Source organism: Methylomonas fluvii (assembly GCF_014850975.1).
In the GTDB taxonomy this organism is placed as follows: Bacteria; Pseudomonadota; Gammaproteobacteria; order Methylococcales; family Methylomonadaceae; genus Methylomonas; species Methylomonas fluvii.
The window spans coordinates 327,719-348,652 of record NZ_JACXST010000003.1 but is presented as its reverse complement, the minus strand read 5'-3'; the positions used below and the strand labels follow the sequence as shown (position 1 = coordinate 348,652).

General features: G+C 55.1%; 18 protein-coding genes. 5 read left to right on the top strand and 13 right to left on the bottom strand.

From position 1 onward, the window contains the following. Nucleotides 1-4 precede the first annotated feature (4 nt). Both EBB_RS19165 and EBB_RS19160 read left to right on the top strand, forming a co-directional pair. Nucleotides 5-2,683, top strand: a complete 2,679-nt coding sequence (locus tag EBB_RS19165) for a nitrate reductase (RefSeq protein ID WP_192395354.1) — start codon at nucleotides 5-7, stop codon at nucleotides 2,681-2,683. 19 nt (nucleotides 2,684-2,702) lie between these two features. Continuing rightward, complete coding sequence (locus tag EBB_RS19160; protein WP_192395353.1) at nucleotides 2,703-3,875, top strand: EAL domain-containing protein; 1,173 nt, start codon at nucleotides 2,703-2,705, stop codon at nucleotides 3,873-3,875. Nucleotide 3,876: 1 nt separating this feature from the next. On the opposite strand, the gene EBB_RS19155 is transcribed toward EBB_RS19160, so the two are convergent. The 11 genes from EBB_RS19155 to EBB_RS19105 all read right to left on the bottom strand — a co-directional run bounded on the left by EBB_RS19155 (nucleotide 3,877) and on the right by EBB_RS19105 (nucleotide 14,249). Continuing rightward, complete coding sequence (locus tag EBB_RS19155; RefSeq protein ID WP_192395352.1) at nucleotides 3,877-4,809, bottom strand: vWA domain-containing protein; 933 nt, start codon at nucleotides 4,807-4,809, stop codon at nucleotides 3,877-3,879. A 36-nt stretch (nucleotides 4,810-4,845) separates the two neighbouring features. Beyond that, complete coding sequence (locus tag EBB_RS19150; RefSeq protein WP_192395351.1) at nucleotides 4,846-5,409, bottom strand: MxaK protein; 564 nt, start codon at nucleotides 5,407-5,409, stop codon at nucleotides 4,846-4,848. Next, nucleotides 5,406-6,389, bottom strand: coding sequence for a vWA domain-containing protein (locus tag EBB_RS19145; protein ID WP_192395350.1), 984 nt, complete (start codon nucleotides 6,387-6,389; stop codon nucleotides 5,406-5,408). Before EBB_RS19145 ends, EBB_RS19150 begins: the two co-directional genes overlap by 4 nt. After that, nucleotides 6,386-7,303: a nonribosomal peptide synthetase MxaA gene (locus EBB_RS19140; RefSeq protein ID WP_192395349.1), complete on the bottom strand. Its 918-nt coding sequence runs from the start codon at nucleotides 7,301-7,303 to the stop codon at nucleotides 6,386-6,388. Before EBB_RS19140 ends, EBB_RS19145 begins: the two co-directional genes overlap by 4 nt. Next, nucleotides 7,300-8,154, bottom strand: coding sequence for a DUF58 domain-containing protein (locus EBB_RS19135; RefSeq protein WP_192395348.1), 855 nt, complete (start codon nucleotides 8,152-8,154; stop codon nucleotides 7,300-7,302). The genes EBB_RS19140 and EBB_RS19135 overlap by 4 nt, the downstream gene beginning before the upstream one ends. A gap of 350 nt (nucleotides 8,155-8,504) precedes the next feature. Continuing rightward, complete coding sequence (locus EBB_RS19130; RefSeq protein ID WP_192395347.1) at nucleotides 8,505-9,131, bottom strand: MxaP protein; 627 nt, start codon at nucleotides 9,129-9,131, stop codon at nucleotides 8,505-8,507. Between the two features lie 5 nt (nucleotides 9,132-9,136). Next, entirely contained in the window at nucleotides 9,137-10,156 is a 1,020-nt protein-coding gene (locus EBB_RS19125; protein ID WP_192396402.1) for an AAA family ATPase, read from the bottom strand. Nucleotides 10,157-10,516: 360 nt separating this feature from the next. After that, complete coding sequence (locus EBB_RS19120; RefSeq protein WP_192395346.1) at nucleotides 10,517-10,798, bottom strand: methanol dehydrogenase; 282 nt, start codon at nucleotides 10,796-10,798, stop codon at nucleotides 10,517-10,519. Nucleotides 10,799-10,960: 162 nt separating this feature from the next. Next, entirely contained in the window at nucleotides 10,961-11,437 is a 477-nt protein-coding gene (gene moxG / locus EBB_RS19115; protein ID WP_192395345.1) for a cytochrome c(L), periplasmic, read from the bottom strand. Between the two features lie 14 nt (nucleotides 11,438-11,451). Further along, nucleotides 11,452-12,294 (bottom strand): methanol oxidation system protein MoxJ, encoded by an 843-nt coding sequence (gene moxJ / locus EBB_RS19110; protein WP_192395344.1) that lies wholly within the window; start codon nucleotides 12,292-12,294, stop codon nucleotides 11,452-11,454. Between the two features lie 146 nt (nucleotides 12,295-12,440). After that, nucleotides 12,441-14,249, bottom strand: a complete 1,809-nt coding sequence (locus EBB_RS19105; protein WP_192395343.1) for a methanol/ethanol family PQQ-dependent dehydrogenase — start codon at nucleotides 14,247-14,249, stop codon at nucleotides 12,441-12,443. Between the two features lie 504 nt (nucleotides 14,250-14,753). Here EBB_RS19105 and EBB_RS19100 point away from each other — a divergent pair. Together EBB_RS19100 and EBB_RS19095 are read left to right on the top strand one after the other, a co-directional pair. Beyond that, a complete protein-coding gene (locus EBB_RS19100; protein WP_192395342.1) occupies nucleotides 14,754-15,425 on the top strand; it encodes a response regulator in 672 nt (223 codons plus the stop codon). A 437-nt stretch (nucleotides 15,426-15,862) separates the two neighbouring features. Further along, nucleotides 15,863-18,064: a hypothetical protein gene (locus EBB_RS19095; protein ID WP_192395341.1), complete on the top strand. Its 2,202-nt coding sequence runs from the start codon at nucleotides 15,863-15,865 to the stop codon at nucleotides 18,062-18,064. A gap of 184 nt (nucleotides 18,065-18,248) precedes the next feature. On the opposite strand, the gene EBB_RS19090 is transcribed toward EBB_RS19095, so the two are convergent. Further along, nucleotides 18,249-18,776 (bottom strand): SRPBCC family protein, encoded by a 528-nt coding sequence (locus EBB_RS19090; protein WP_192395340.1) that lies wholly within the window; start codon nucleotides 18,774-18,776, stop codon nucleotides 18,249-18,251. 182 nt (nucleotides 18,777-18,958) lie between these two features. Next, the gene (locus EBB_RS19085; RefSeq protein WP_192395339.1) at nucleotides 18,959-19,576 is read right to left on the bottom strand and encodes a TetR/AcrR family transcriptional regulator; all 618 of its coding nucleotides are present in this window, start codon (nucleotides 19,574-19,576) and stop codon (nucleotides 18,959-18,961) included. Between the two features lie 125 nt (nucleotides 19,577-19,701). On the opposite strand from EBB_RS19085, the gene EBB_RS19080 reads away from it, so the two are divergent. After that, nucleotides 19,702-20,931, top strand: a complete 1,230-nt coding sequence (locus tag EBB_RS19080; RefSeq protein ID WP_225587601.1) for an efflux RND transporter periplasmic adaptor subunit — start codon at nucleotides 19,702-19,704, stop codon at nucleotides 20,929-20,931. Nucleotides 20,932-20,934 lie beyond the last annotated feature (3 nt).

Genomic DNA, 20,934 nt, shown 5'->3' with positions numbered 1-20,934 from the left:
ACACATGAACACCATCAAAACCACTTGTCCTTATTGCGGCGTCGGCTGCGGCATCGAAGCCACGATAGAAGATCAGGCGACGCACCGGGTCAGCATCAAAGGCGACAGTAACCACCCGGCCAATTTCGGCAGACTTTGCTCAAAAGGCGCGACGCTGGGCGATACCGTGTCGCTGGAAAACCGCCTGCTCTACCCCAGCATTCAAGGGCAGCAAGTGGATTGGGACAATGCCTTAAACCACGTCGCGGAACGATTTAACGCAATAATCGAACAACACGGTCCCGAAGCAGTGGCGTTTTATGTCTCCGGACAATTGCTGACCGAGGATTACTATGTCGCCAACAAACTAATGAAAGGCTTCATCGGCACCGCTAATATCGACACCAATTCGCGTTTGTGCATGTCCTCGGCGGTAGTCGGCTACAAACGCGCGTTCGGCGCCGATACCGTGCCTTGCAATTACGAAGACCTGGAACTGGCCGAGTTGATTTTACTGGTCGGCTCCAATGCCGCCTGGTGCCATCCGATTGCCTTTCAACGCATCCGCAAGGCTAAGGAAAACAACCCAAATTTAAAGATTGTGGTGATCGATCCGCGCAGCACGGCCAGTTGCGACATCGCCGATTTACACCTGCCGGTTAAACCGGGCATGGATGCACTATTGTTCAACGGCATTCTGGCATATTTGCAGCAAAACGGCCGGATCGATCAAACTTATATCGATACGCATACCGAAGGTTTTGAAGCCGCATTGCACGAGGCTGTGAAAACCGCCGGCAGTATCGAGCAGGTTGCCGCCGGCTGCGGCTTGTCCAGCGCAGCCGTCGCCACACTGTTCGACTGGTTTGCCAGCACCGAGAAAACCGTCACGGTCTATTCGCAAGGCATCAACCAATCCAGCTCCGGTTCGGATAAATGCAACGCTATCATCAACTGCCACCTGGCCAGTGGCCGCATCGGCAAGCCGGGCATGGGGCCGTTCTCGTTTACCGGCCAACCTAACGCGATGGGCGGCCGCGAAGTGGGCGGTTTGGCCAACACCCTGGCTGCGCATATGGACTTGGAAAACCCGGAACACGTCGATAGAGTCGGCCGCTTTTGGGGCAGCAATAAAGTTGCCGACAAACAAGGTTTGAAGGCCGTGGCGATGTTCGACGCTATTGCCGCCGGTAAAATTAAGGCCGTATGGATCATGGCGACCAATCCGGTGGTGTCGATGCCGGACGCCGACAAAGTGAAACGTGCTTTGCAGCAATGCGAATTGGTAGTGGTTTCCGATTGCATCGCCAACACCGATACCGCCAAGTTGGCCCATGTGCTGCTGCCGGCCACCGGCTGGAGCGAGAAAGACGGCACCGTCACCAACCTGGAACGGCGCATCTCCCGGCAACGGCCGCTGTTTCCTGCCTCCGGCACAGCCCGGCACGATTGGTGGATCATTAGCCAAGTCGCGCAGCGCATGGGTTTTAAGGACGCCTTTAATTACCAATCCAGCGCCGATATTTTTCGTGAACACGCGGCACTGTCGGCGTTTGAAAACGATGCCGAGCATCAGCCGCGCGACTTTAATCTATCGGCGTTTGCCGAGATTGATCGTCGGGACTTCGATGCGCTGCAACCGGTGCAATGGCCGGTCACTCACCAGCAAAATGCAGGCACCGCCAGAATGTTTGCTGACGGCCGGTATTACACCAGCAATCGTAAAGCCCGCTTCATCCCGATTACCCCGCGTCCGCCGCTTAACGCACCGGATAGCGATTATCCGTTTACGCTGAATACCGGCCGCCTGCGTGACCAATGGCACACGATGACACGTACCAGTCTGGCCGCCAAATTAAACGCGCACCGCCCCGAACCCTTCGTCGAGGTACACCCTGCCGATGCTGAACGCCTCGGTTTATCCGCGCGCAGTCTGGCGCTGGTCCAAAGCCGGTGGGGCAGTATGCTGGCCCGCATCGATCTCAATCCGGGGCAACAAATCGGCAGTCTATTCGTGCCTATGCACTGGACCGAACAACTCAGCAGCCACGGCCGCATGGGCGCAGTGGTCAATCCGGTGGTTGATCCGCAATCCGGACAACCCGAAAGCAAGCAAACGCCGGCGGCAATCCACGCCTGGCCGGCACGTTGGTATGCCACCATTTTGTCGCGCCGTCCCTTGCAAATCGCCGGCGCCGAGTATCAAGTCAGCGTGCGCGGCGACGGTTATTTTCGCTACGAATTGGCTTCCACCAATCCGGGTCAGGACTGGCGGGCCTGGAGCCGCAGCCTGCTAGCCACCGTCGAGCATCGTGACGACGATAGCTGCTGGCTGGAGTACAGCGATCAACAAGCCGGGCATTACCGCACCGCTTATTTACCGGACCACGAGTTACAAGCCTGTCTGCTGGTCGGCCCGGATTGCGAATTGCCGGAGCCGGGCTGGCTGGGCAGTTTGTTCGCTAAAAAACAGCTAAGCAGAGCCGAGCGCCTGAGTTTGCTGAGCGGACTACCGCCGAAAGGTGAAGCCGATATTGGCCGAATCGTCTGTTCGTGTTTCAATGTGGGCGAAAAAACCATCCGACACGCGGTGCAAGCCCAGCAATTGCAAAGCGTCGCAGACATCAGCGCCTGTTTGAGCGCCGGTAGCGGTTGCGGTTCTTGTGTCGCGGAACTGAAGGGGTTTTTACCCATACCCAGTTAAATTGATAGGCAAAGGGACGATGCAAGCTAAAACCCAGTTATTTCCGTATTTCCAACCCATCATTTCGGTGGCCAGCGGCAAAATCGTCGGCTACGAAGCATTGGCCCGCCAATACGACGGCAAAGGCAAAGTGGTGTCCGCCGGCGCCCTCTTCTCTTCCGCCGAGGTCGATGCCAAAACCCGTATCGAACTGGACCGGCAGGTGCGCTGGCAAGCCCTGGAAAAATTCTCGGCCTTGGCCGATACGCAAAGTTATCTGGCGCTGAATATTTCCGCGGCCTGGATAGAAAATCTGCGTCAGTTGAACACGCTGCCCACGCTACGCATGTTGGACGAGCTGAATATCGACCGGCGGCGCATCATCGTGGAAATTTCCAACGCGCATGTCGATCCGCAGAAATTAAAACAAATTGTGCAGCGCTACCGCAAACACGGCTTGAGCGTGGCTATCGGCGATTTCGGCGCCGGCGCCTCGCAGTTGGAACGGGTGATCGCCATCCAACCCGACATCATCAAAATCGACATGCGGCTGTTCAAACTGGCCACCAAGGGCGGTATCGCCGGCGACATCATTCATATGATTTCGCGGCTGGGCAAACGCACCGGCTGCCGGATCATTTGCGAAGGCGTGGAATCCGACGAAGCGTTTTTATTCAGCTTGAACTGCGGCGCGCAATTCATGCAGGGGTTTTTGTTTGCCAAAGCCGAAGCCGATTTTCAACCGGCCGAGCTTTACGAACAACACATCGCCTCATTGCGCACCAAATTTTTGAAAAACACGCTGACCAAGGTCCAAAAGAAAGTCAGCGCCATTAACACCACCAAGACCTTGATTTACAAGCTGGCCGAAACCTTGCAAGATGATTTTAATTTGAATGAACTGGTCAGTTGGAACTTTACCGATAGCGGCGTAATACGGTTTTATTTGTGCAACAACCAGGGCGACCAGATTTCGCCGGATTTTAATTTCAAGGAAAACCAATGGTTCACCGATCCACGCAAGATCGGTTTTAACTGGTCCTGGCGCCCGTACTTCTTTCAACTACTGGCCTTAGAAAATTGCGGCGACCGCGCCCGCATCGTCACTTCCGAGCGCTATATGGATTTTGAAACCAGCTTGCTTTGCAAAACCCTCTCTTTGCGCCTGGACAGTGAACGAATATTGCTCGTCGATACGGTGTCCGGCGATTGAACTACTTTAGGTACACCATCACCAGGAACAACAAAGCCAGACCGGCATAGCGCCAGCTGCTATCAACCGTGTGCGTGCCGGGCTTGGCAAACGCCGCTTGCTGCAAGGCTTGATCCAGACTGTCGGCGTCGGTCAAGCGCCGGTACTGCAAGCCGCTTTCAGCAGCCAGCTGGCGCAGATAGCTTTCGTGTAGCCGGCTCATATGCTCGTCGCCGCTGGCCGCCTCGCTGCCGAACGGCGCATTGCGGGCATCGTAGCCCTGGATCTTCTCGGGATTCAGATCCGATTCACCAAAGGACGAGCGATGCGGCACGTCTTCGGGTTTATAAAAACCCTGGCGCTGACCCTTGGCGTCGAACTTGGGGATGGGCGCGAGTTGATCGCCGCCGACGCCGATAATGACACCGGCTACTTTATCTTTCAGCGCAGATAAATCCGGTTTGTAGCGCGGATTGGGCGGCGGCGCTTCCTGGCCGTCGCTGAAAAACACCAGGTTCTGGTCTTTGCCTTGCAACATCTCCAGCGTGCTCAGCAAGCCGCTGGCGATCCGGCTGTCGGCGGCCCAGGCCATGCGCCAATCCAATGCCGCCAGCGCGGCGTCGATCTCGGCAAAACCCGAACAGACTTCGATCGGTTCGAACAGCAAAGTTGAGCGCCGTTCGGTAAACACGCCCAAACCGACTTGCGAACCGCAAGGCAGTTTTAACAATTCCTGGCGCAATGCGTGTTTGACAAACTGCAAGCGGCTGACCGGCTGTTTATCCAGCTGATAATCTTCGGTGTTCATGCTGCGGGTAATATCGACAACAAACACTAGCCGGTACAGTGACACTTGCGCGCTGGTTTGCGGATGGAAAAACACCACCGACAAACTCAGCAGCGCCGCCGCCAGCAAGCAGAAACGGTAATCCTTGAAATTGGGCGCTATGCTCATGCAGGAAAATTATGGTTAGAAAACAAAGCCGCGGCGCTAAGGCAAGCCACGCGGAAAGCCCGGCAAGGTAGTCCACAGCTGGGTCTTTTGGCTGAGATCGTCCTGCTCGTCGCCACTGCTGATTCTGTCCATCTCCGGCAGCAGCCGCATCGCCACTTCCAGGTTGTATTTGGCATCCCAAAACTGGCTATCCAGCGTCAAAGCTTCGCGATAGGCTTGCTTGGCCAGGCCCAACAGCGGCATAGCTTCGTTGATATTGCCGGCTTCGGCTTTTTGCATCGTTTGCCTTAGATACAGATTGCCCAGGTTGTAGCGGGTGTGCGCCTGAGCCTCGGCGCCGGCTTGCTGCAATAACAGATTCAGCGTCGCCAAGGCTTCGTCGTAGCGCTGGTGCTGGCTCAGATACACCGCGCGGGCCATGCGCACCTCCGGCGCCGATGTGGCAAGCTCGTCGGCGCCGACATCCTGGCCGGCCAACAATTGGCCTATCAGCCGGTTTTGGCCGCTCAACCCATACAATTGCAGCAGCTGCGTCAGTGTCACCAATAGGGCTACCGCTAGCGAAGCCCAAAGCAACCAATGTTTTAGTTTACGAATCACGGTCTGGTCTCGCAGAGTTTCAGGCCCAGCAAACCCAGCAACATCGCTGCCGCCCAGGCATAGCAGCGGGTGGATAAATCTTGTTTCGGTATCCGTTCAACATAATGCAAAGGCCGATTCTCCAAGCGGTTGATGTCGTCTATGGCCTGCTGCAACGCGCCGGGGGTTTCGGCTTCGTAAGCTTGATACGGGATATGCAGGCTGTTAAAAAATAGATGCAGATAGCGTTCCGGCATGGCCTGAGCATTGTCGTCGCGCGGATCGTCAGGCATTTCAAACAAGCCGGGGCTGTTGGCGGTGCGCAGGAATACCCAATACAAGCTGACTTGGCGTTGTTTGAACAACTCGCGCAAGGCTGCCTCGCTGTCCGGATCGATCACCGCCGCGCCGTCCGACACCAATAACACGATGCGCGAACCGGTCACCGGCCGGCTATCGAAAAACTCCAAAGCCATACTCAAACCCTTGCTGACATTGGTATACGCCAAGGCCGGCAAGGCTGTGGCGTCTATCGCGGCATGAATCGCGGCTTTGTTTTCGGTCAACGGCAGCACGAACAGCGGTGAGGTACTGTAGGCGGCGATGCCGATCAAATCGTGCGCGCGCTGATCGACAAACTGGTTCAACAAGCGGCGGGCGGCGCTGGCTTTGGATTCCTCACCCTGGGTTTCCGGCGTCTTGCCGGCGAAGGTATTGTCCATGCTGTTACTGCGATCCAGCAACATGACGATGTGCGCGCCGTGGCCGATGCGCTCCACTTGCTGTTCTTGCAGATAGGCACCGGCCAAGCCCAGGATCAATCCGCCTATCGCCAATCCGCCCAGCAAGCGGATCAAGGCGCTGATAGCCAGCGATAGCGGATCGATAGGCAATATCGCCAGCCAGGGATAAGGGTTGGCGACCGCCCCTATTCTCCATATCGGCAACAGGCATAAGCCCAAGCCCAGCAAAACCCACGGATACTCAAAGCCCAAATTCATCGGCTGCCTCGCTCGATTTCCCGGCAATGCCGGCACACGGCTTTGAGTTTTTGCAGATCTTGTTCTTGCGACTGGATCGAAGCGTCAGCGAAGAAGTAACGGTTGGAATAGTCGAAAAACCAGGCCAATTCGTCGGCGATGCTGCGGTATTCCGGATGGCTTTGATAAAACTCGGTCAATTTGTGCAAAAACACCGGCTTGCCGTGCAGACCGTTAAACGCGGTATGTAGCGCAGCCAGCGCCTGTGGCAATTGTGGCAGACCCAGCGTTTGCAGTTGGCGCTGCGCGCGCTTGAATACGCTGCGTTTCGGTAGTCCCGGTAAATAACCGTAAAGCCAAGCTAACCGTAAAGCGATGCCCAGCGCCACCGTCAGCGCCACGTATAAGCGCCGGACCATGACTGCGTCGTCTAACAGCGGCGGCGCTTGATCCGGACGCAGGTACTCGCCGTGTTGATCCTGTCTGACCACTAATTCCCGCAGTGGCGCGGCCGTAAAGGTCCAGGCCGCGACCGGCTGTTCCAAGGTTTGCCCTTGCTGCTGAAAGCGCAAGGTAAAACAGGGTATGCTCAAGGCTTTCACTTCCAGCGGTGCGTAAAATTGCTGATACAGCAGATCGATTTGATAGCGCTTGCCGTCACTGCCAGCCAGTTCCTGCACAGTCACCGCGTTCAGTTGTAACCAGCGATTTAACCGGCCCGGCGTCGGCAGACTGTTGCGTTCCAAGGCCATACCGGCGCGGGTTTCCAGCACAATTCGTTGCGGGATGGTATCGCCGATCACATAACCGAACGGCCGCGGCGTTTGCATTTGAAAATCGCGGAGTGCTTGGGTGGACGAGCCTGAACACGCCGCCAGCAGCGTGACGCATACCCATGCTAAACCGCAACCAAGCCGCTTTGCCGCCAACGTCATCCGGCTCTCCTTAAAAAATATTGCCCCAGCTGCTCAGCGCGGTAGCCGTTGTCGATAAACAGCGGCTCACAGCCCGAGGCCCGAAACTGCTGTTGCAATTGCACACGGCGCTGCGCAAATGCCTGTTCTATCTTGCGCTTCAAACCGGGACGCAACCACAGCGTGCGGCGCTTGCCGGTTTCCAGGTCCTGAACTTGAAACAGCCCCCAATCAGGTAACCGGCCGTATTCGGCTAGGTCCCACAGCACCAGCGGTATCACGTCATGGCGACGCAAGTTTTGTAAAATGGCTTGCAACTGCGGCAACGGAAAATGAAAATCCGACGCCAGAAACACCAAGGCCCTATGCTTGGGCAGATAGCGTTGGGCTTGCTGCAAACCGGCCGAACCGGGTTGCAGGTCGAGTGTTTCCAGGCGTTTTGCCGTGGCTTGAATCCGGCCCAGGTGTTTACCGGCCGGCAAATAGCCATCGGTGAGTACGTGCTGGTTAGCCGCAATAAAGCCGATGTTGTCGCCGTATTCCAGGGCCGATGCGGCAATCGATAACAGCATATCGGCCATTACACGGCGCTTGTCGTTATTGCCGACAAAACGCATGGAAGCGGACAAATCGGCCAGCAAATACACATCGATAGCACTGTGTTGCTGCTGCACCCCCACTTGGTAATGGCCGAACGGATCGAGCAGGCTGGCCCGTAAATCGATGCGCCTGGGGTCAGGTCGGGCAATCAAGGTGTCATGGCGCTTGAACAGTTGGCCGTTGCCGACCATTTGCCCCGGATGTGCGCCGGGAAACACACCGACTGCTGGGCGTGGCAGGCGGTATTGGAAGGGTTGGGTGTTGGCTGTCATGAATTAACTCGCGACATGCCGAAAGGTGTCGCTATCGCGACGACCAATTTAACGCCGGTTCTCGCACCGGCAAGCGAGATACTTTTCTTTGCTTGTCCTCGGCAATTGCTCCTGCATTGCCCTACCTCCTGCGTCCATGCAGTCGAAAGATAAAGTATCCAAAAGAAAAGACACCCGGATGCCGCTTTGATCCTGCGCTCCGAAGCTTTCGCCGGGGGTTGACGAAAGGGGCTTCCTGCCCCTTCGTCAACGTGCGGCATCCATGCCGCACCCCTTCGAGCTGTTCCCGGCGAAAGCTTCGGTGCTCGGCGCGGCATACGGGATAAACACCAATTCATGCTCAACATCGTTTATTGGCTAACAACCAAATTCGCCAGCACCGCCGTCACGACGAGGTATCCGGGCAGAGAAAACTTCAATGGCACCCTCATCAATAAGGCCACCACGCCTGAGTAAGTTTGTGCATTGCGGCTGTGGATGGCTTCGCCGAACAGCCATAGCAGAGAGTTCAAAAGGCATAAAGCCAGGATCGTGAAAAAACCGACATCGCTGAACAAAAACGATTTGTTAGCCAGCAGCGAGATGCGCTCGCTGGTATCGATAAAATTGGCAGTCAAAATCCCTATCATCAGGCCGCCCTCATCAAAGGCCACCAAAAAAAACGTGTAGGTAAACCGCCGCAAGCGCCGGCTGAACTCCGTCAAGGCGGGAAAATGCAGCGATAGATATAACACCGGCAGGCTCAGGCAAAACAGTAAGGTGCCGACCACCGCCAATAAAATCCAGAACTTAAAGCCCACCGCGTCGTTCAGCGCGCTGGTGTAATACGCGGCATACGGCACGTCCGAGTGTTTATCCAGGCTACTGGCGATAAATGAGCAGATAAAGCCGACGCCGGACCAGGTTAAATAGGTTTCCAATAAGTGGCCAAGGCCGGCATGCGGCAGCATGGCGTGCAGAATCGATTTAATGTTCATGGCTGTTACGGTGCGGCGATTTGGTTGAGTATGCTGGCTATCAAGGTGGGAATAATGTCGTCTTGGCGATAGCTGTACATCGGGTTCAGAAATATCCGGTGCGACATGGTGACGGCGAAAACCGCCTGCAAATCTTCCGGCAACAGGCTGTCGCGATTTTCCAGCCAAGCCCGGACTTTGGCGGCGCGAATCATATAGCTGACGCCGCGCGGACTGGCGCCGGCCTGCAGCAGGTTGCCAATCTCCACATCGGCTAAAGCGATGCCGAATGCGCCGGGATCGGCGGTGGCTTTCCATAAATCCAAGGCGTATTGGCGCAAGGCGGCGCTGGGTTGAATGCTGTTCTGAATCGCCGCCGCCCAGTCGTTGAGCTGGTAATACGGCATTTGGCTGGGGGCCATTTCCCCAATCAAGGCATCGACATCGTGGTAACGCGGATTGAACAGCAAATCGTCCAGCACCTTGTCGTCGCTGGGTGTGTTGATGTTGATTTCCATAAAAAACCGGTCGCGCGCGGCCGCCGGCAATTCAAAGGTTTCTTCTTTTTCGACTCGATTGCGGTCGGCAAATACCTGAATGTGCGGCATCCGGTATTCGCGATTGAACGCGCCGATACTGCGCTCGGCCATCACCCGCAACAGCAGCGAATGCACTTGCGGCCGAGCCCGGTTGATTTCGTTAAAAAAGAACACCGACAACTGTTCGCCTTGCTTAAGCAAAGGGCCGGGATCGACGCAGGGCCGGCCTTCTTGATTTAAGTAGGTGTAATAGATCAAGTCGGCCGGCATCAGATCGATGGTGCCTTCGATACGTTGGTAGTGACCACCGAGCCCTTGGGCAATGGCCCGCAATAAGGTGGTTTTGCCCACGCCAACCTGGCCTTCCAGCAACACATGGCCGCGGGCGAATACGGCTATCAAAAGATTGCGTACCGCCGCCTGCTGGCCGACGACGACATGGTTGATTTGTTGTTCCAACTGCAACGCACTGGCGCGCCAGTCGCTGAGGGTTTGCTTGCTTGTCATAGCTAATTGAGCGCTGTTGATTAAAGCCAATACCGCAAAAAAACTCCGGTGCTGGGTTGCCACGCCGCCGAGTGTAGACATACGCACGCTGACAACAGGCTGTAGCTGCGGATGGCTGATCCAAGCGGCGTAGCAACGGCCCGGAGCCGTGAGATTTCGTTTAGAAGCTGTTTAAAGGCTACTGCACTCGCGAAGTTCTTAAACAGCTTGCAGAGATTGATCGTGCCGTTGCCCTAGGCATTCCCTGGCCTACGATTCCCTCCCTATTATTAGTTGCCGCCATCCCTGGCGGCGTCCTAAGGGTTCGATCTTCCGAGCAACTGCCAGGGAGCGCGACGCGCCCCCTGACCTAACCGGTGTTTATTGGCCTTCGACGTCGTAAACAAACTTGCCGGTTTTCGCCATGATCTCACTGCGTTTAGCGTTGCGGGCTTCCATTTCTTTGATCGACTGCGCTTGTTTGTTCAGCTCGTTGGGATCGTGTTTCGGGTCGTATTTGCTACCCGCCACTTGCGCCGGATAACCCGGTTTCGGTTCCCAGCAGTTGCCGGCTTCTTTGCATTTGGTGCCGTCATAGGCTTTTGCCACGCCGGACAGGCCTAAAGCCAGCAGTACCGCGCCTAACATTACTAATTTGTTCATGTTGATCTCCTAAAGTAATTTGTTGGATAACCCTCACCCTGCCCTCTCCCACGGGGAGAGGGTTCAATACCTAACTTCCAAGGCAAACTCGAGCCGCCGGGAGTTAACTGTAATTTGGCTTGAATTCCCTCTCCCTCCGGGAGAGGGCTAGGGTGAGGGTGTTTATTTCAGCCATTCGGCTTTCTTAGGATCGCCCTTATAAATGCTGCGTAAGAAAGACATGATGTGCAGCATGTCGTCGGTGCTGAAGTTGACATACTGCGGCCCCATCATGCCGTTGGCGCCGCCGAACAGGATTTCGAACAAGCCCTGGTCGGACAGGCCGCGCGGATAGGTCCAATAGTCGTCTGCCAGACCGGGGCCGAGTTTGCCTTCGGCTTCATGGCCGTGGCAGCCCGAGCAACCGGTCATGTACAAGCTTTCGCCTTTCTTGGCTGCCTCTGCATCACCGTTGTAAGGGTTTTTGCCGGTTTGCATGAATTGCTTGAATTTGTCCGTGTTACCGCCTTTTTTGGCGAAACTCAAATCCAGCGCTTCGCCGGTCAAGGCATGGCGCAAGGTGATGTCGGCCTGGGCAGTACTTGCCGCCACCGCTGACATCGACAGCACGGCGCCAGTCAAAAATGTTTTCAATTTCATTCAAGGTTTCCTGTTTAGTTCATGGACACGGCGGTTTCGGGTTGATCCAGCAACGGAATGCCTTCCGCTTCCAGCAACTCTTCGATATTGTCCTGCCCGTCTTTGATGATTTTGTTCAATTGCGCCAACAAAGCGCTGTCGTCCTTACGCACGCCAATGGCGGTGCTGTAATGGAAGCCCACTTTTTCGCCGTCGGCACGCTTGGCGTTGTCCGGAATAACCGTCATCGTCAGCGGCGTGGCCGATGCCTTCACATAGCGAGCTGCGGCGGGTCCCCACAAGATGGCGATTTCCGCTTTGCCGGCAGCCACTTCGTTGACCAGTTTGTCGTTGTCGTACTTGACGTACTGGTTACGTTTGGACTTGAAGCCGGCCAACTCTTGTTGGTAATTGAACATATCGTTGTAACGGCCGATGGCCCGCAGCATGGTTTCGGCCGGAGAGCCGGGCGCGAAAGCAATCCGCTGGGCTTGCTTTAAGGCTGGGCTATCCCAGTTCTGCAAATCCAGCCCGTCTTTTTCGCGGCTGATAAAGACATAGCCGGAACGGTAGTACGGTGCCGTGGTCAACAAGCGCGGATCGCCGGCATCGACGCCCATCACCACGTCGCACAAGCCTTTATCCAGGTAATCGCGGATAAAGTAGCGCGGGTCAGTCCAGGTCACGGTTTCCAATTTGCGACCCAGTTTTTCGGCAACGTATTGCGCCAATTTGTTTTCAAAGCCTTCGCCATTTTTATTGGAGTAAGGCATTTCGTTTTCAGCCGTGCAGACTTTCAAAACCGGCTGTTCGGCTTGAACTGTGGAAAAACCAAAGCCCAATGCCAACGCAGCCACAATGCGTGTGCTTGTTTTCATAGTGATTCTAGGAATTAAGTAGACTCGTTCCCACGCGCCGCGCGGGAACGCCTTAGTAGCCGCGCTGCGGCAGAGTTGTAGGGTACGCACCGCGTACTTTTGACCGGTACGCCACACTGGTACGCGATGCGTACCCTACGCCTGATTTACAACGCGAACACCATCACGCCGCCGCCCATTTGCGTGTAGTGCGCCAACTCTTTAAACGCACCCACCGCACCCAAACCGGCAGTCGGATCGGCCAAGTCAAATACCAGACCTACGCCAGGCCAGCCGCCGACACCGTAGTAAATCGCCACGTATTGTTTGTTGTTGTGTTTATAGGTAATCGGGTGGCCGATGACACCGGAAGGCAGCTTAAACTTCCATAACTCTTCGCCGGTTTTGGAATGACGGGCCTTGATGTAACCGTCCAGCGTGCCATAGAACACCAAGTCGCCGGCAGTGGCGGTAGTACCCCCCCACACTGCAAACTTCTCTTGAACTTCCCATTCCATTTTTCCGGTGACCGCGTTCATGGCTTTGACTTGGCCCAAAGTGCCTTTCGGCCCCGGATACATGTTCAAAGTCGCACCCACGAAGAATTGGCCGGCCCGGTAAGGCAGCATGAACGGTTCCCAGTCCATGCAGATATGGTTGGTGCCCATGAAGAACAGCTTTTTGTTTGGATCGTAAGACTCGATGCCCTGGTTGTGATAACCCATCGCCGACGGACAGATGCCGGTGGCTTGGTGGTCCATGTGTGTGGAATATTCCGGATCGCGGATCGGCAGACCGGTTTTCAGATCGACTTTTTTCACCCAGTTGACGGTGTCGTCGATTTTGAAAGCATTGACCAAGCTGCCGTTTTCCCGATTTAAGGTGTACACCAAGCCGTTGCGGTCCGGATGAGTCAGCAGTTTGGTCATTTTGCCGTCGACCATTTGCTCGGACAGCCCCATGTAGTTAACGCCGGCGTAGTCCCACTCGTCGTGCGGGGTTTTTTGGTAGCCGAACTTGGCTTCGCCAGTGTTAACGTCGCGGCCCCAGATGGTCATGGTCCATTTGTTATCGCCGGGACGCATGGTTTCGTTCCATGGCGCCGGGTTACCGGAACCGTAGTAGAGCATTTCCAGATCGCTGTCGTAAGCGTACCAGCCCCAGTTGGTGCCGCCGCCGATTTTCCAGGCATCGCCTTCCCAGGTTTTCAAACCCAGACCGAACTGGCCGTAATGCGGATTGGCGCTGTTGAAGTCTTTGGACAATTTAATATCTTCGTCCGGACCGGTGGCGTAGACGCGCCAGGCTTGTTTGCCGTCCTTGATGTTATAGGCGGTGGCGTAACCGCGCACGCCCAACTCGGCGCCGGAGGTACCGACGATGACTTTGTCTTTCACCACGAACGGCGCGATGGTCAACGTAGAGCCCATCGCAATATCGGAGTTTTCCATTTTCCACAGCACTTCGCCGGTCTTGGCGTTAATCGCCACCACATGGCCATCCAACTGATTCAGGAAAATGGTAGCCGGATAATCCTTGCCGGCCGGCGCATAAGCCAAACCACGGTTGACCACGTCACAGCAGGCCACGGCGCGAGCCGCCGGATTTTGCTTGGGCTTGAACTGCCATAAAATTTTGTCCGGCTCGTCCAAACTGATCGCAAACACATTGTTGGGATACGGGGTGTGGACGTACATAATGCCATCAACAACCAGAGGCCCACCTTCATGGCCGTTCAAGACGCCGGTGGAAAACGACCACGCCACTTTCAGGTTTTTGACGTTGTTGGCGTTGATGTCGATCATTTCGCTGAAATGCGTCGAACCATAATCCTTGGTCTGCATCACCCAGTTGGTGTTTTGCTTGGACATCTGTTCCAGTTCTTTATTCGCTTGCGCCGATGGCGACACGGCCAAGGCCGCAGCCGTTACTAAGGCCGTGGTCGATACCTGCTTGGCAAACCGTGAAATTTGCATGAATCCTCCTATGTTGTTTATTAGGTTGCATGGCCCGGCAAATCGGTTGGTTAGGGGAGCCTTCCGTTAAAAGCGGATAACGCCATCGGCATTTCCGGGCAAAATCAATCACACGCTGCGCTTAATTTTGGCGTCAATCCGTGACGCGAGACTTTGCTTTGCGGCAGAAATCTCCTTCACTTTTCACATCAGCAATCTCAATCAAGTCGCACACAATATTGACTTAGACCTACCGGGCCATGCTGGCGCAAATGGTAAAGAAGGCGGCCCATCGGGCGTTACGGAATAATCCATAAATAGCTTGGGAATTCCGCGAAAAAAGTCATGGAAGTTTTCCCGGTCACCCGCAGCCGCACACCGCGGCAAAACGGGAAAAGCTCCCATGGTTTCCCGGCATAAAAATCGGCATCATGGCGGGGCAAGAAGCGCCAGCTAGGGATAGCACCGGTTCCGCCGGGGGCGTTTCTTGCTCATCCACACCAAACCAATCAGGACACGTAGTTAGTGGCGAATAAAATCAGCGTTTTATTAGTAGACGACCATGCAGTGGTCAGAGCCGGTTACAAGACTTATTTATCCTTGTCGGAACGAATAGGCGCCGTCTATGAAGCCGATAGAGGCGAGACTGCTTGCCAGGTATATGACAAGCAGACACCGGATGTGGTGGTGATGGATTTATCAATGCCCGGTTTGGGCGGCTTGGAATCGGTGCGGCGCTTATTGGTCCGTTATCCCAACTGCAAGATCCTGGTATTCAGCATTCATAACGAGCTGGTGTATGTGACCCGAGCCATCAAAGCCGGCGCTAAGGGCTACATCACCAAAAATAATGAGCCGGACACCTTGGTCACCGCGGTCTGTACGCTGGCGGAAGGCGGCACTTACATCGAGCCGGCTTTGGCGCAGCAATTAGCGGTCAATATGGCCATCGGCCAGGACGAGGCCTATAAAGTGAAATCGCTGTCACCGCGTGAATTCGATATTTTTTGCCTGCTGGCCAACGGTTTGAGTACCCGTCAAGCGGCGGAGAAATTATGTTTGAGCTACAAAACCGTCTGCAACCACAGCACGGCGATCAAAGAAAAATTGAATGTCAAAACCATGTCGGAACTTACCCTACTGGCTGGTCGCCAGGGTATCATCAAGACCGGCAGCGAACTGTATGAACACAGCTAGCGCGGGACACACCCTCCCTTATTAACCCGACTCTATTTATCCTGGCCTGCCGTTCGGGCTGAGCTCGTCGAAGCCCAGGCCGGTGCGCGCTTCGATAGACTCAGAGCGGGCCGTGTTAACAACGCTGTTAATAGGCGCTTACGACCGGAACTCCCGGCTACAAGCCTGCAAGCCCCCTCCCAAACAACTGCATAAAAAAGCCCGATTCAAGCCTTCCTGGTCTCAAAGCTGCGCCTGTCTTAATCATTACTTCATTATATTTTCATCTTCAATTCATGTTGAATGGTTATTGTGCCAAATGAATAACCTTATTAAAAATAGTAATAAAGCACCAACGAGGAGCGACGCGGTATCGGATATTGACCGTTTGCTTCCATTCATATGGGCAATTCATTAACGGTTACCCATCCGATCAAAACGTATTCATGGGAGATATTATGAATGCACGTCTATTTATATTTCAGTTTTTGCTGATTGTTCTGGGGCTATGCGGGTTTGGCAGCGTCCAGGCGCTTGAACTCAAACCCAATTCCGTCGAAATCTTGGTGGGTGAAATAGCCAAGGTTGCGGTCACGAAATCATCCGGAAGCATCAGTGTAAAATCCAGCAATACCAGCGTGGCGACAGTCAGTTACGCCAGCGGCATCGCCAGTATCAAGGGTGTAAAAGCCGGTTCAGCGACGATCACGGTTAAGGATCGTAAGAGCTCGAAACGCGTGGAAGTCAAAGTCATCAGCGCGCCCTCTGCCGTCTTGACGATTTCGCCGGCCGTGTTGGCGGTCAATGTAGGCGGCACTGCCAACGTCACGGTCACTAACGCCTCCGGGACGGTCAGTGTCCAATCGTCGGATAACTCAATTGCCAGCGTTAGCTACGCCAATAATCTCGCTAATATAAAAGGTATTAAAGCCGGTTCGGCGACGGTGACCATCCGCGATAGCAAGACGTCCAAAACGGTAGCCGTGACGGTGTTAAATACCACAGCTGTCGGCGAATATACCCTGCTGGCCTGGAATGACTTAGGCATGCATTGCATGGACGGCCTGGATTTTTCCGTGTTCGCGATCTTGCCGCCGTACAACACTTTGCATGCGCAATTGAAAGACAAAAACGGCAAGTTAATCAGTAGTAATGTGTTGCTGACTTATGAATCAGTCGCCGACAGTAGCGGCTCTATCAATACCAGCAGCGCCAACAAAACCAATTTCTGGTCTTGGGTCGGTGAGTTAGTTGGCCTGAATCCGGCCCCCGATGTCGGGGTTAACCTGGACGGTCTCGCCAGCGGTAAACCCATGCCCGGCAACAAAACGCCATCCCTAACACCCGCACCAATGACCTACAACACAGCGTTCGGCTGGTTCGAGGCCGAAGGTATTCCGGTGACACCCTTCGACGATAAAGGCAACAAGAACTTCTATCCGACCGTTAAGGTCGTCGCCAAAGATGCACTGAGCGGTAAAGTACTGGCTAGCGCCACCACCGTGTTGCCGGTCAGCGACGAGATGACCTGCAAAGGCTGTCACGCGTCCACTGACGCCAATAACAACGCCGCACAAACTGCCGCCAAACCGGTGGCGGGCTGGGTATTCGATGCCGATCCTGACAAAGACTGGAAGCGCAACATTCTGCGTCTGCATGATGACAAACAAGCGGGGAGTAAATTATTCAATGATGCACTGACCACATTGAGTAGCAAAGGTTACAAATCAACAGGTTTACAGGCGACGGCCGATGCTGGGCAGCCGGTTCTCTGCGTGGCGTGCCATGCCAGTAACGCCTACTTTGATAAGGAAAACAAAACCACGGTGATGGGCGGCATGGCCGGCATCCCAGCGTTTACCCAGTCATTGCATTTAAAACATGCCGATGTAAAAGACCCTGCCACCCAGTTGCCGCTGGATAGCCTGGACAACCGTAGCGCTTGTTACCAATGTCATCCGGGATCGGTAACGCAATGTCTGCGTGGCGCGATGTCCACCGCTACGGATGCCAGCGGCGACCCATCGATTAGTTGCCAAAGCTGTCACGGCAATATGAAAGCGGTCGGCAGTCCGACTCGGCAAGGCTGGTTCAACGAACCGACTTGCGAATCTTGCCACAACAGCGCAGCGCCAGGCAAACGCGCCATCTCTGGGATCGACGCCACCGGCAAAGCCATCGTACCGAGCGACCATACCTTCGCCACCAACGCCAATACCCCGGTTCCCGGCCTGAATTTGTATCGTTTCAGTAAAGGCCACGGCGGTTTGCAATGCGAGGCTTGCCACGGTTCGACACACGCGGAATACCCGTCCACGCATGCCGACGAAAACCTGCAAAGCATTGGAGTGCAAGGACACGCCGGCACAGTAGCCGAATGTAAGGCTTGCCATACCACGGTGCCGAATACGGTAAACGGCGGCCCTCACGGCATGCATACCACCGGTGACGCATGGGTTAAGCAACACGAAGACGCCAATAAAAACGGCACCGCTACCACGCCAAGCTGTAGCTATTGCCACGGTACGACCAGCGCCGGCACACCCTTGAGTGCGGTAAAAGTTGCGAAGACCATTGATGCCGATGAGTTTGGTATCAAGAATTGGCCGGCAGGTTACCAAGTAAGTTGTTTTAGCTGCCACAACGGACCGAATCCGTAAACCCTCGCCCCTAGATCGCCCCGCAAGGGGCGATTTTTTTTGCAGGTTCGCACGCTAACTACGTGAAGATAGCCTTAAATGACTCTAGCCATGCAGGCTTGCAATTGCGCGAGGCGATTGAAATCAACACGCAAAGCTCCCTGGCTCTGTCACTCCCACGTAATCAGGAATGACGAAATAAAATTTACTTCTCCAGCTTGGCTTTCAAGCCGTTCAAGCCGTTCTTGAAAAACTGCGTCATCGCTTTAACCGCCGCTTCGTCACTCAAATTCTCCGGTGGCGTGTTGCCGGTATCGCCACGGTAGAAGCGGCTTTTGATGGTGACCACGCTACTGTCGGCAGTCTCGCCTGCCGCGACTTTCACATCGACCGTATGCGAACTGGTCGGAATCGCTTTGGTATTTTCGGTTTTCAGCCGGTAGCTGTATTCGTGTTCCGCTTCGTTGTAATAATCCAATTCTTCGGTGAGGGTTTCATCGTTTTGAAACGTCAAGGTACGCAGACCGCCGGACTGATTCTTGCCGTCACCCGCACTCTTTTTCAAGTCGCTATGCCAGTTGGCGATGTCGTCGAAATTTTTTAATTCGCTCCAAACCTTGGCGATAGGCGCTTGGATGGTCACAGACTCCTTGGCTTTTTGCGGCGTTGGGCCGTGAGCGTGAACTTGCCAGGAAAGGAGCAAAAAGCTGAATGAAAGCATGATGTGTCGCATAAGCAATCCCGAAGGGTGGTGAAAACCCGGTATTATCCGGGCGCACCGCCCGCCTTCATCGGGAATAAACCCTGAATTAATCCAGGGAAACTTCATTTAGCCCAATACCATCAACTGGGCCGTAACACCGGAGCATTAGCTGCGAGATATGCGGATGCCGCCAGCGCGGCACATGGAATGACTTAACGGGTTACCAAACACCCCTGTAAAAACAAGCTGACAGACTGACGCACCCAAACGTCTATCTCCGCTTCGTCGGGCGTCGGCTCCAAACCCAACTGTAAGCGCTGTAAGCGTTCGCCACGCACCGCGCTGATGAATTGGTCGGCCAGGAAATACGGGTCCATTTCGATCATTAAGCCGGCCTGTTGCTGACGCATAAAAAACTGCGCTAACAATCCCAGCGTCCGGCGCGGTCCTTGTTCGTAAAATTGTGTCGCCAGATCAGGAAAACGCGGCGATTCGCCGATCAATATCGCCCGCATCCGCAATACATCCGGACGGGTAATCCGAAACAAAAACTGCCGGGCGAAATTCGTCAACGCCTCTTCCAATGCGCAATCGTCGGACAAGCTACCGATAAACTGGTCGCTGCAACGCCTGATCAACGCACCGAACAAACCGGCTTTGCCGCCGAATTGGCTATAGATCGTCCGCAGCGATACCCGAGCATCGCGGGCGATGGTTTCCATACTCAGGTTTCCGTAACCGTTTTCAAGAAAAAGCTGTAAGGCCGCATCGAGTAATCGATCCCGACTTTGCTGTTCATCGCCCTTACAAGGACGTCCACATTTGACCATGCTGTGTGATTCGCGAAATGAATTGACTTGAATAAAGATGATAACCTAGACTAAACGGTAATAGATATTACCATTTTTAGTTAAACGACGACTAAGGCAGTACGGCAATGGCAAAAAACCCGCGCATGACGCTCGCAGATCAACAAACCCATTCATCGCCGCTAGCGGCTCATTTTCCGGAGCAAACCCGTCGCCAAGCCTTGCAATGCGGGGTAAAGTTCGGCGTGGCCGGCATCGCCCTGCAACTGGCTTTGGCTGGCTGTGGCGATGCCGGAGCCCCTGCCGGCGCAACAGCCGCGCCACCGCCGCCCAATGTGAAAATCGCGCAACCCTTAAGCCGGGAAACGACGGAATGGGACGAATACACCGGTCGGATCGAAGCGATCAACTCGGTGGACATCCGCGCCCGGGTCGGCGGTTATTTGGACAGCGTCAATTTCACCGCGGGCGCCAAGGTCAAGAAAGGCGACTTGCTGTTTCAAATCGACCCTAAACCGCTAAAAGCCCAGCTTAATTACGCTCAAGCCGAATTGGAGCGCGCCAAAACCAAACGCGAGTTGGCGAAAAACGATTTGACCCGCGCCGAAAACCTGTTCAAAGCCAAAGCCATTTCTGCCGAAGAATACGACATGCGCACCAAAGGTTTGAGGGAAGCGGCAGCGGCGGTCGAATCGGCGGAAGCCAACGTCTATACCGCAAAATTAAACCTGGAATACACCGAAATCCGCGCGCCCATCAGCGGGCGGGTCGGCCGCGAGATGATCACCGCCGGCAACCTGGTCAAAGCCGACGACACCGTGCTGACCAACATTGTCTCCACGGATCCGGTATACGTCTACGTGGATGCCGACGAACAATCGGTGTTGCGTTATCGCCGGCATGCCCAGCAGCACGGCCAAAGCGCCGCCGATCTAAAAGGTACGCCGGTGCAACTGGCGGTTGCCGATGAATCCGATTTTCCGCATCAAGGCAAACTGGACTACATCGCCCCGCGCGAGGATGCCGCTACCGGCACCTTGAGCTTGCGCGGCGTGTTCGCCAATCCGGACGAATTGCTGAGCCCCGGTTTTTTTGCGCGCTTGCGGGTGCAGGCCTCGGCATCCTACCCTGCCCTGTTACTGCCTGATCGCGCCGTCGGCACCGATCAGGCGCAGCGGTTTGTCTGGGTCATCAATCAAGACAACCAAGCCGAATACCGGCAAGTCACCCCCGGCTCGCGTATCGGCGAGTTGCGGGTAATCCGCAGCGGCGTGCAAGCGGGTGATTGGGTGGTCGTGGAAGGTGTGCAAAAACTCAAACCCGGCGCTAAAGTCAATCCGGAACGCATCGATTTGGCCGCGCCGGGAGCGCAATAAGCC